A 10,951-nucleotide genomic window follows, 5' to 3' on the forward strand; every position below is an offset into this window, starting at 1 on the left:
GATCCGCGCTTACACGGCCAGCGGCAGGTCCAGTTCCAGTGTGGTGCCTTTCCCTTCGATGTCGCCTGCGATGCGCAGTTCCGCGCCGAGCCGCTGGGCACGGTGACGCATGCTGGCCAAGCCGGCGCCGACGCGCGCCTCTGCGGGTGCACGCGCGCCGGCCAGACCGACGCCGTCGTCGCGAACGCGCAGCTGCAGCCGATCGCCGGCACGCTGCAGCTGGACATCCACGCGCGCCGCACGGCTGTGCTTGAACACGTTCGTCAGCGCCTCCTGCAGCAACCGCAACAGGTCCAGGCTGCGGCCAGGGCCCAACTGCAGGCCCTCCAGCCCATCCACCTGCCAATGCGCGTCGATGTCCGCGGCTTCCAGCAAGCGACTGGCACGATGGCGCAACGGAGCGATCAGCGTGGCCAGGTCGGCCTGCTCCTGCGCCGTGGTATCGATGACGAGCCGCAGGTCGTCGCGCATGTCCCTCAACAGGTCGACGACCTCGGCCTTCGGCGTGTCATCCGGTGCCTGCTGCAAACGGGTGATGGCACCCACCAGCGTGCCGCCGAAGCCATCGTGCAGATCGCGCACCAGTTGCAGACGCTCGCCTGCGCGGCTGTGCGCCAGCGCCAATGCGTGCTGCTGGTTGAGCGTGTCCGCCAGCGTCGTGGTGGCAGCCTGCACTTCCCGCTGCAGCTCGGCGTTGAAGCCTTCCACCCGCTTCATGGTCTGCGCAAAGCGATAGGCCAGCACGAACCCCATGCCCAGCAGCATGACCGGCGAGGTGAACGATCCCAGATAACTCACGCCGCCATACCAGCCCATGTATACGCCGAGGTCATGCAGCGACACCAGCAAGGGCACGCTGATGCATGCCGCGAGCACCTGGAAATCGCGTCGTCCGCTACGCAAAGCAAACACTACAAAGACCACGCTGACCACGTACAGGAACAGGATAGTGGGGCTCACGTACAGATTGCGCAGCGGCCCCATCCACTGCGGCAACAACAGCGCCAGCATCAGGGCGACGCCCGCCAACGCCAGGAGCGCGCGCTCGAAGCGCGGCCATTGCCGCTCCGAGAACCGCAGCAGGAAAATCGTGTGGGTGGCGGCGGAGGCAACGAAGACCGCGGCGATGAATGCCTGCCAGCCGTCCGTGGTGCGGAATGGCCACGGGCTGCCGGCGATGAAATTCCAGTCGTACAACCTGCCGAACACGGCACTCAACGCGTACCAGCCGTACAACGTGTCCTGGGGACGCAGCAGCCAGAAGATGCCGATCATGGCCGCCAGCACCAGTCCCACAGCGGCATCGAATATCTGCATGTCGCGGCGTGCGAAGCGCTCCCGCTCGTACTGGCCGCGCAGTACGACGGGATCGCCCACGCTGACGGTGCCGAACGCGGGCTGATAGGCGGCCAGGCCGGAGACCCGCACGAGGAGTTCGTTCTGTCCTTCGCGCAGCAGCGCTGGCGGCACCGTGTAGTAACGCGGCACGTGCCACTTGCGCGACAACGGTTCCACCAGGGAAGCGTCGCGGTCGATCGGCTGGCCATTGAGGGAGACCGCTGCGGCCAGGCAAGTGTAGTCGAGCAGCAATCCTATGGGCTGCGACGCGTCCGCCTGCTGCCAGCGCACGCGGTACCACACTACGCCGTCGTGATCCGGCCAGCGCTTCTCCCACAGGTCGCGCAGTTCGACCGGTACCCAACCCTCCGGGGGAGGCGTCTGCGCTGACCAGTCCGACCGCACGGCTTCCGCCTGGTCGATCCGCGTCACGTCCTGCGCCTGTACAGGCAGCGCGGCGAGCATCGCCAAAAGGAAGAGCAGGCAGCGGACGAGGCGTGTCACTTCAGCAGGCCCCGAGCACGCGCCTCGTAGACCGCTTCGGTCCGCGACCCGACGGCCAGCTTGCGATAGATGTTCTTGACGTGGGTTTCGATGGTCAGTCGCGACAGCGTGACCAGTTCGGCGATCTCGCGGTTGGTGAAACCCTGCGCCACCAGTTGCACGATCTCCAACTCGCGTGGCGACAGCGGCGGCGCGGGAGAGGACGGCAATGCGGGATCGGCACTGGCAGGCAGCAGCGCCAGGATGCGGCGTGCGATGGAAGGGTCGATGGGGGCGCCGCCGCGTTGCAGGCTCCTCAGCGACACCACGAGTTCCTCGTCGTCCCGCTCCTTCAACAGGTAGCCAACCGCACCACTGCGCAAGGCGGTCAGTACGCTCTCTTCCTCCGCGAACGACGAGACGATCACTGCAGCCACTTCGGGGACGTGCACCCGCATCCACGCGATAAGACGGTTGCCGTCGCCATCGGGCAGATACATGTCGACAAGCGCGAGGGTGTAAGGATGCGCCCGTAGCTGCAACTGCGCCGCATCCAGCGTATCGACCACGTCGATCCGCACCTCGTTGGCCAGGTCTGCTACCAAGCGTTGCAGGCGCTGCCCGGCATGGATGTTGTCTTCCACGATCAGCACGTCCGAGAGTGCGATCGGCTGCGTCTCCATACGTTTCCGGCGTGTGGCGTCGCATCCAGTCTAACGTCGCGGCGAATGAGCGGCCACCGCCGCCACGGCATGCGACAATTCACAATAAGGCGCCACGCAGCCCGTGGCCACGGGAGACGGCATGCAGGCAGCCCACCATTTCGTCATCGTCGGCGGGGGTTTCGCCGGCCTCTGGGCCACGCGCGCGCTGGCCTCGGCGCCGGTGCGCATCACCCTGATCGACCGCCACAACCATCATCTGTTCCAGCCGCTGCTGTACCAGGTGGCGACCGCGGGACTGTCCGCGCCCGACATCGCCGCGCCGCTGCGCCACATCCTGCGCGAGCAGGAGAATGTCGAGGTACGGCTGGCCGACGTCGCCTCGATCGCGCCGGACGACAGGCAGGTCGTGTTCACCGACGGCACGACGATCGCCTACGACACATTGCTGCTGGCCACCGGCGCGACACACGCGTACTTCGGCCATGACGAATGGGCGCAGCACGCACCCGGACTCAAGACGCTCGACGATGCGCTGCAACTGCGCCGCCACCTGCTGCTCGCCTTCGAGCGTGCCGAAGCCGAGACCGATCCCGACAAGCGCGCCGCGTGGCTGAGCTTTGCCATCGTCGGCGGCGGACCGACCGGCGTCGAGCTGGCGGGCACGCTGGCCGAGATCGCACGCCACACGCTGAAGAACGAGTTTCGCCGCATCGATCCCTCGCAGGCCCGTGTGCGGCTGGTCGAAGCCGGGCCGCGCGTGCTGGCCTCGTTTCCCGAGGCACTGTCGGCCAAGGCGCGCAAGCAACTGGAGAAACTGGGCGTGGAGGTCGTCACCGGCACCCCCGTCAGCGACATCACCGACGAGGGCTATCGGCTGGGCGAGACATTCGTGCCCGCGAAAACGGTGGTGTGGGCCGCGGGCGTGGCCGCGTCACCGCTGTCGCGATCACTGGGCGCGCCGCTGGACCGCGCTGGACGCGTACTCGTGCAGCCGGACCTCAGCGTACCGGATCACCCGGACGTCTTTGTCGCCGGCGATCTCGCTGCGTTGACCACGGACGGTAAGCCCGTCCCCGGCGTGGCGCCGGCCGCCAAACAGATGGGCCGACACGTCGCTCAGGTGCTGCGCGCGCGGTTGTCGGGTAGTTCCGCACCCGGCGCCTTCCGTTATCAGGACTACGGCAATCTCGCGACCATCGGGCGCATGGCGGCGGTGGTGGATTTCGGCCGGCTGAAGTTTTCCGGCCTGCTCGCCTGGTGGTTCTGGCTGACCGCGCACGTGTTCTTCCTGATCGGCTTCCGCAACCGGCTGGTCGTGCTGCTGAACTGGTTCTGGGCGTACTGGAGCTACCAGCGCGGCGCGCGGATCATCCTGGGCAAGGACGACGATCAGGCCGGATCGACGCGGCAGGCGTAGCAGCCGCGGCGTGCGTTGTGCACGTGCAGGTAGGCGACACCCGGCAGGTCGAGCAGGCGCTGCAGATACGTCAGTGCGTCGACTCCCTCCACCACTTCGGCATCGCGCATCATGCCGTCGGCGTCGTATGCACGCAGCGACAGCAGGCGGCGCGGAAACGAAGGCGGCAGGGTGTCGCGGAATTCGACCGCCGCCGCCTGCAGGGCGGCTTCGCTGACGAAGATCGGGCCGCTGGCACGGTACGGGCCGGCGACATCGTGGTGCTGATGGGGGAGCAGCAACAACGTCTCGCCCTGCCGCGCATCCTGCAGCGACACGCGACAGGGAAAGCCATGGTCGGCATCGGCGACGACACGGCGGATGTTACGCGCCGCCAGTGCGGCATCGTCGAGGGCGGACAGGGGACGGAAGGGTTCGGGCGACAGCCCGCGGATCACGAACGACATGGCATCACGCTGCGGTAGGCGGGATGCCATGTTGCTGCCGCCCGGAAGGTGGCGCTATCCGGATCTTGTTGCGCGCTACTTCGGATCCAGCGGATAGCGCTTGCCGTCGGCCATGACCAGCTCGCCATCGCCGATGCGTTCGCTGTCGGCATCGACGGTGATGAATTCGGCTTCCAGCCGTCCCTGGCCCTTGCTGCCCCTCAGATCGAAGACGTAACGCTCGCCCTCCGCAGCCCAGGAGGCGTCGCGATCGAACGCCGCCTCGCGGAGGTCGCCGATGTGGCGCTGCACGACCGGATGCGCCTGCATCGCCGCATTGGCCTGCAGCACGAAAATGCCGCCCTCGCGCGCGAACGTGTCCGGCGCCTCGCCGCGGTCCGCATCGATGCGCGCCGCAGCCTGTTCGCCCTCCATCGGCGCCTCGCCCTCGAAGGCGATCTCGCGACCGTTGGCGAGCGTCAGCACGCCCTTGCCCAGGCGCTCGGTATCGGCGTCCACGGTGATGAAGTCGGCGAGGATACGCCCGCGTCCCTTGTCGCCCACCAGGTTGAACACGAATGCGTCGGCGCCTTCGGCCTCGCCGCTGGCCATCATGTCGATCTCGAACGTGCTCAGCGCGCCGATATGCTGCTGGACCAGCGGGTAGCGCTGCACGGCCTCGCGGGCCTGGCGGGTGAAGATGTTGTCCTGCATGTCGCCGAACAGGTCATCGACATCGACGCCATCGGTGGCCTCGTCCTCGCCCGGCGGTTCGCCATCGAACGGCAGCCGACGACCATCGGCCAGCGTCAGCACGCCCTTGCCGAGCCGTTCGGTATCGGCGCTGACGGTGATGAAATCGGCTTCGAGTCTGCCACGGCCCTTGTCGCCGGTCAGGTCGAACACGAAGGTGTTCATGCCCGGCGCAGCGCCGGTCGCGTCGGTGTCGATCTCGAACGCGGTGATCTGCCCGATGTGCTGGCGGATCAGCGGATAGCGTTGCGCGGCGTCCTGCGCCTGGCGGGTAAAGAGACCGGCGCCTGTCTCGAGGTCTTCATCATGGTCGTGCCCGTGATGATCGTCCTCGGCCGCCAATGCATCCGCATCGCCTTCGATCGCATGCTCGGTGCCATCCGCCATCACCAGCACGCCGGGACCGAGCGCCTCCTGCGTGGCGCTGACGGTGAGGAAGCGTGCCGTGACGCGGCCCTTGCCGCGGCTGCCTTCGACATCGAACACCAGCACGTCAGGGCCGGGTTCGTCCATGCTCGCTGCATCGTCCAACGCCACCTTGCGGATCGCGCCCAGATGGGCGGATACCACGGGATCGACCTGCATCGCGGCACGCGCCTGGGCGTCGTACTCCTCGCGATCGATGCTGAAACGCACACCGCGTTCTTCGCCCTGCGACTTGGTGTTGTCGCTTACCGCCGCCATGGCCGGCGCGATGCCCGCACCCGCCAGCACGCCGCACGCCAACACCACCGCCAGTCCCCACTGCCGCTTGTTGCCCCACCCCATGCGCTGCTCCTCTCGATGTCGTGCCGCCCCCGGGCGGATCGCGGCGTAGTGGACCACATCCGTCGCCGGTCGGCACCAAAAAAAAGAGGCCCCACAGGGGCCTCTTCGATATCGCATCACTCAGCAGCAGGTCAGGCCGCGAACAACGCCTTCATCTTTTTCAGCGCATTGGCTTCGACCTGGCGGACGCGCTCGGCGGAGATGCCGTACTCGTCGGCCAGCTCCTGCAGCGTGACCTTGCTTTCGCCGTCGAGCCAGCGGCGCTTGATGATGTCGCGAGAGCGCTCATCGAGGTTCGCAAGGCCTTCGCGGAGCAGTTCCATCTGGTTGTCTTCGCTGTCGGCACGCTCGTAGGCCTGCGACGGATCCTCGTCGCGCGCCACCAGATAGCTGGCGGGCGAAGGCGGCGCATGGTCTTCGTCTTCATCCGACGGCGCATCGAAGCCGATGTCGCGCCCGGACAGACGGGATTCCATCTCCATCACTTCGCGTTCGGACACGTTGAGGTCCTTGGCGATGGCGCTGACTTCCTCGGCATTCATCCAGCCCAGGCGCGTCTTCGACTTGCGCAGGTTGAAGAACAGCTTGCGCTGCGCCTTGGTGGTGGCAACCTTCACGATGCGCCAGTTCTTCAGGATGAACTCGTGCATCTCGGCACGGATCCAGTGCACCGCAAAGCTCACCAGGCGCACGCCCATGTCGGGATCGAAGCGCTTCACCGCCTTCATCAGGCCGATATTGCCTTCCTGGATCAGGTCGCCCAGCGGCAGGCCGTAACCGTTGTAGCCGCGGGCGACGTGCACGACGAAGCGCAGGTGCGAATGCACCAGTTCGCGCGCGGCGTCGAGGTCTTCGTCCTCGCGGTAACGGTTGGCGAGCGAGCGCTCGTCTTCGACCGTCAGCACCGGAATCTGGTGCACGGCGCTGATGTAGGCGTCGAGCGATCCGAGGGCACTGGGGATCGGGAGGTTGTTGGCGACCAGGGCGGTAGTGGGGGTCATCTGGCTCATGGGCAAGGATGTTAGCAGTCGGGGGGTTCGACTGCTAACCGTGCCGGAAGTTCCGTATTGTTCCAGCCGTGCAACGACAATACGCGCGCCGGACCCGCGCCCGGATAGCCTTTGGAATCATGGGCTTGCGAATCCGTCCGGCGACGTCCAGTCCGTGGCCGCCCGCTGGCTGAAGCACAGGCGGGTTTTCATTCAGGTTCACGGCGGCATTGGCACGATCGAAGGCGGCTCCGCAGCCGCCTGCCGCGCCAACACGGTGGTGGCCAGGGCATCGGCGTCCGCCAGACGGGAGGGATGGAATCGGGGACGCAGGTAGTCGCGCAGGTGTCCAACGGTGCGTCGAGCCATGCCGTGCCCGGCGCCGAGGTGATGCATCAGTTGCCGCCACGTGGCCATTCGCCACAAGCGGCGATCCTGCGCGAGCAGCAACGCCGCCAGACTGGCGAGCAACAGATAGAAGAGCGTGGTGGTCATCACCGCACCGATCACGCGCACGGGATAACGGGGCGATACCGCCTGCAGCAGATCGAACGCGACCGCGCGGTGCTCGATCTCCTCGGCGAAATGCCACTCCATCAGGTCGCGCACGCGTGGATCGGCGTTGGCGAGGATGGCTTGCGAGAGGAACTTGTAGCCGAGGAACGCATTGATGTGCTCGACGCAACTCACCAGCGACACCCGCAGCCACAGCGGCGCCACCCGGTCCATGACCCGGAAGATGCCACGGTCCACCACACGCTCGATGCCGCGATACGCATACCCCTGTGCGTCCAGGTTGTCCCAGTAACGCTTGTGCGCCACCCCATGCTGCGCCTCCTGCCGGATGAAGGCCTGGCAGCGCTGGCGCAGACCGTCATCCTGCAGCCGGGGCGTACAGGCATTGAGCGTGCGGATGTAGAACGCTTCATTTGCCGGCACCAGGATGGTGTAGGCGTTGAGCAGCGACGACACCACTTCGTTGCCCGGCAACCAGTGCCGCGGAATGTCGCGGGAAAGCGTCGCGGTGAACCGCCGCGCCGTGATGGACTCTTCCATGACGTCTACCTCCGTGGCGGAGACCGGAATGTTGTCTTGCTCGCATGCGTGGGCCTGGTGGCCGCGAAAGCCGTCAGTCCTTTGCGATCGCTTGAGCTTCCCTGATCACCCGCAGCAGGTTGCCACTCCAGATCTTGCGGACATCCTGCTGCGTGTAGCCGGCGGCAAGCAGTGCCTCGGTGATCCGCGGCAGCGCGCTGACGTCTTCCATGCCCATCACGCCGCCGCCACCGTCCCAATCCGCGCCGATACCGACATGATCCACGCCGGCCACTTTCAGGATGTGAAGCAGATGCGCCATGTAATCGTCGAATGTCGCCTGCTTCACCGGATAAAGGGCTTCGATCTCGCGCCGCTCGGCCAGATAGCCGCGTGCCTGCTCGACCGACAGTTGGCCCTCAGCGCCGTACTTCTTGCCGAGGGCCTCCATGGCCGCTTCGCGCTCGGGGATCTTGGGGATATCGATTAGATAGCCGCCATACGCGTTGACGTGGATGACACCACCCTTAGCGGCCAGTCGGCGCAGCCGGGCGTCGTCGATGTTGCGGGGATGGTCGTACAGCGCGTCGGCGCTGGTATGCGAAAGCACGATGGGCGCCCGCGACAACTCGAGCACCTGGTCGAACACGGCATCGCTCGCGTGCGAGGCATCCAGCACGATCCCCAAATCGTTTGCCGCCTCCACCAGGGCGCGCCCTGCCGGACTCAGGCCTTTCCACTCGGCGCCCGCGGGATCGGTCGAGGAGTCGCCGAAATCGTTGTTGCGGACATGGGTGATACCCAGCATCCGCAAACCGAGCCGATGGTAGGCCGTGAGCAGGCTGGGATCGCTGGCCAGGGGCGCGGCATTTTCCATGCTGATGAAGGACACCCGCTTGCCTGATGCGGCGATCCGCTCCGCATCCTCGGCGGTGCGCGCCAACTCGAGCTCCGACGCGTGGGCGGCGAGCATCTCGTGGATGCTGACCAGGCGCTCGAGGCCATGATCGCGCGCAGAACGCTTGCCTGCCTCGTCGCGCGCGCCCTGCGCGGTGTAGATGACCCAGAAGCCGCCATCCAGGCCACCCATTTTCATGCGCGGCAGATCCACCTGCGACAGATCGCCTTCATGCTGATGGTTGTCGGCGATGTTCCAGCCGGGCCGACGGAAGTTGGCGGGCGTATCCAGGTGCGTGTCCAGCACCAGCGTTTCTTCGTGGACGCGTCGCGCATCCGCGCCCGCTTCCTTCGCGGTTGCGCCATCGATGCAGATCAGCACCAGCGCACTGGCCAAGGCCACTCGACACAACGTCATGCATCCGCCCCTTCGTGAGATGAAGCAGGATTGTTGGCGAAAGCTGCACAAGAAAAAACCCCCAGCCTTTTGGCTGGGGGTTTTGGGGTAAAGCCCCTGGCGATGACCTACTCTTGCATGGCTTAAGCCACACTACCATCGGCGCGGCTGCGCGTGTTCGGGATGGGAACGGGTGGGACCACAGCGCTAATTTCACCAGGGAGAGGGTTGGAGTGTCGCCATCCAGGTAACGGATTAAGGCGCCAATCTCTCATAGGGTCTTGTGACGTAGCGGGCATTGGATTTTCTCTGACGATATCGTCGAGTCCAAGGCCACTTGAGGTTATATGGTCAAGCCACACGGATCATTAGTATCAGTTAGCTCAATGGGTTGCCCCACTTACACACCTGACCTATCAACCACCTAGTCTTGATGGTTCCTTTAGGGGGCTTGTGCCCCGGGAGATCTCATCTTGAGGCGCGCTTCCCGCTTAGATGCTTTCAGCGGTTATCGCTTCCGAACATAGCTACCCGGCAATGCCACTGGCGTGACAACCGGAACACCAGAGGTTCGTCCACTCCGGTCCTCTCGTACTAGGAGCAGCCCCTCTCAAATCTCCAACGCCCATGGCAGATAGGGACCGAACTGTCTCACGACGTTCTGAACCCAGCTCGCGTACCACTTTAAATGGCGAACAGCCATACCCTTGGGACCGACTACAGCCCCAGGATGTGATGAGCCGACATCGAGGTGCCAAACACCGCCGTCGATATGAACTCTTGGGCGGTATCAGCCTGTTATCCCCGGAGTACCTTTTATCCGTTGAGCGATGGCCCTTCCATACAGAACCACCGGATCACTAAGTCCTACTTTCGTACCTGCTTGATCCGTCGATCTCGCAGTCAAGCACGCTTATGCCTTTGCACACAGTGCGCGATGTCCGACCGCGCTGAGCGTACCTTCGAGCTCCTCCGTTACTCTTTGGGAGGAGACCGCCCCAGTCAAACTACCCACCATACATGGTCCCCGATCCGGATTACGGACCTAGGTTAGAACGTCAAGCACATCAGGGTGGTATTTCAAGGTTGGCTCCACCGAAGCTAGCGCCTAGGTTTCATAGCCTCCCACCTATCCTACACAGACGAACTCAACGTTCAATGTAAAGCTATAGTAAAGGTTCACGGGGTCTTTCCGTCTTGCCACGGGAACGCTGCATCTTCACAGCGATTTCAATTTCACTGAGTCTCGGGTGGAGACAGCGCCGCTGTCGTTACGCCATTCGTGCAGGTCGGAACTTACCCGACAAGGAATTTCGCTACCTTAGGACCGTTATAGTTACGGCCGCCGTTTACTGGGGCTTCGATCAAGAGCTTCGCCTTGCGGCTGACCCCATCAATTAACCTTCCAGCACCGGGCAGGCGTCACACCCTATACGTCCACTTTCGTGTTTGCAGAGTGCTGTGTTTTTGATAAACAGTCGCAGCGGCCTGGTTTCTGCGACCCCCCTCAGCTATAGCCCGCATGGGCCACCAAAGAGGGTGCACCTTCTCCCGAAGTTACGGTGCCATGTTGCCTAGTTCCTTCACCCGAGTTCTCTCAAGCGCCTGAGAATTCTCATCCTACCCACCTGTGTCGGTTTACGGTACGGTCTGCGTGAGCTGAAGCTTAGGAGCTTTTCCTGGAAGCGTGGTATCAGTGACTTCGTCCAAAAGGACTCGTCTCGGTGCTCGGTCTTAAAGGATCCCGGATTTGCCAAAGATCCAAACCTACCGCCTTTCCCCGG

At 64.6% G+C, this 10,951-nt stretch carries 8 protein-coding genes and 2 rRNA genes (1 of these 10 running past the window's edge); 1 reads left to right on the top strand and 9 read right to left on the bottom strand.

The window, feature by feature from the left end; translation table 11 throughout:
• Positions 1–9: 9 nt before the first annotated feature.
• Positions 10–1,842: an ATP-binding protein gene (locus tag ASD77_RS04120; protein WP_156383462.1), complete on the bottom strand. Its 1,833-nt coding sequence runs from the start codon at positions 1,840–1,842 to the stop codon at positions 10–12.
• On the bottom strand, positions 1,839–2,504 hold the full coding sequence (locus tag ASD77_RS04125) for a response regulator transcription factor (protein ID WP_055937708.1): 666 nt from the start codon (positions 2,502–2,504) through the stop codon (positions 1,839–1,841). Before ASD77_RS04125 ends, ASD77_RS04120 begins: the two co-directional genes overlap by 4 nt.
• Before the next feature lie 121 nt (positions 2,505–2,625).
• Between ASD77_RS04125 and ASD77_RS04130 the strand changes: the two genes are divergently transcribed.
• On the top strand, positions 2,626–3,903 hold the full coding sequence (locus ASD77_RS04130; protein ID WP_055937711.1) for an NAD(P)/FAD-dependent oxidoreductase: 1,278 nt from the start codon (positions 2,626–2,628) through the stop codon (positions 3,901–3,903).
• Here ASD77_RS04130 and ASD77_RS04135 read toward each other — a convergent pair.
• The 7 genes from ASD77_RS04135 to ASD77_RS04165 form a co-directional block, all read right to left on the bottom strand.
• Entirely contained in the window at positions 3,876–4,349 is a 474-nt protein-coding gene (locus tag ASD77_RS04135; RefSeq protein ID WP_055937714.1) for a DUF1203 domain-containing protein, read from the bottom strand. The genes ASD77_RS04130 and ASD77_RS04135 overlap by 28 nt on opposite strands.
• Positions 4,350–4,424: 75 nt before the next feature.
• Positions 4,425–5,849: a hypothetical protein gene (locus tag ASD77_RS04140; RefSeq protein WP_055937717.1), complete on the bottom strand. Its 1,425-nt coding sequence runs from the start codon at positions 5,847–5,849 to the stop codon at positions 4,425–4,427.
• 131 nt (positions 5,850–5,980) lie between these two features.
• Positions 5,981–6,859, bottom strand: a complete 879-nt coding sequence (rpoH, locus tag ASD77_RS04145; RefSeq protein WP_055937719.1) for an RNA polymerase sigma factor RpoH — start codon at positions 6,857–6,859, stop codon at positions 5,981–5,983.
• Between the two features lie 198 nt (positions 6,860–7,057).
• On the bottom strand, positions 7,058–7,894 hold the full coding sequence (locus ASD77_RS04150; RefSeq protein WP_055937723.1) for a metal-dependent hydrolase: 837 nt from the start codon (positions 7,892–7,894) through the stop codon (positions 7,058–7,060).
• Positions 7,895–7,967: 73 nt separating this feature from the next.
• The gene (locus ASD77_RS04155) at positions 7,968–9,188 is read right to left on the bottom strand and encodes a dipeptidase (protein WP_055937725.1); all 1,221 of its coding nucleotides are present in this window, start codon (positions 9,186–9,188) and stop codon (positions 7,968–7,970) included.
• A gap of 94 nt (positions 9,189–9,282) precedes the next feature.
• Positions 9,283–9,388: ribosomal RNA gene (gene rrf / locus ASD77_RS04160) — 5S ribosomal RNA — on the bottom strand.
• Positions 9,389–9,514: 126 nt separating this feature from the next.
• A 23S ribosomal RNA gene (locus tag ASD77_RS04165) occupies positions 9,515–10,951 on the bottom strand; it runs 1,442 nt beyond the window's last position.

It is taken from the genome of Pseudoxanthomonas sp. Root65, from assembly GCF_001427635.1.
In the GTDB taxonomy this organism is placed as follows: domain Bacteria; phylum Pseudomonadota; class Gammaproteobacteria; order Xanthomonadales; family Xanthomonadaceae; genus Pseudoxanthomonas_A.

What these genes read in the sequence shown, in the direction of transcription:
- ASD77_RS04125 (WP_055937708.1), bottom strand. Translation starts at nt 2,504, where the DNA reads ATGGAGACGCAGCCGATCGCACTCTCGGACGTGCTGATCGTGGAAGAC.
- ASD77_RS04130 (WP_055937711.1), top strand. Translation starts at nt 2,626, where the DNA reads ATGCAGGCAGCCCACCATTTCGTCATCGTCGGCGGGGGTTTCGCCGGC.
- ASD77_RS04135 (WP_055937714.1), bottom strand. Translation starts at nt 4,349, where the DNA reads ATGTCGTTCGTGATCCGCGGGCTGTCGCCCGAACCCTTCCGTCCCCTG.
- ASD77_RS04140 (WP_055937717.1), bottom strand. Translation starts at nt 5,849, where the DNA reads ATGGGGTGGGGCAACAAGCGGCAGTGGGGACTGGCGGTGGTGTTGGCG.
- rpoH (WP_055937719.1), bottom strand. Translation starts at nt 6,859, where the DNA reads ATGAGCCAGATGACCCCCACTACCGCCCTGGTCGCCAACAACCTCCCG.
- ASD77_RS04150 (WP_055937723.1), bottom strand. Translation starts at nt 7,894, where the DNA reads ATGGAAGAGTCCATCACGGCGCGGCGGTTCACCGCGACGCTTTCCCGC.
- ASD77_RS04155 (WP_055937725.1), bottom strand. Translation starts at nt 9,188, where the DNA reads ATGACGTTGTGTCGAGTGGCCTTGGCCAGTGCGCTGGTGCTGATCTGC.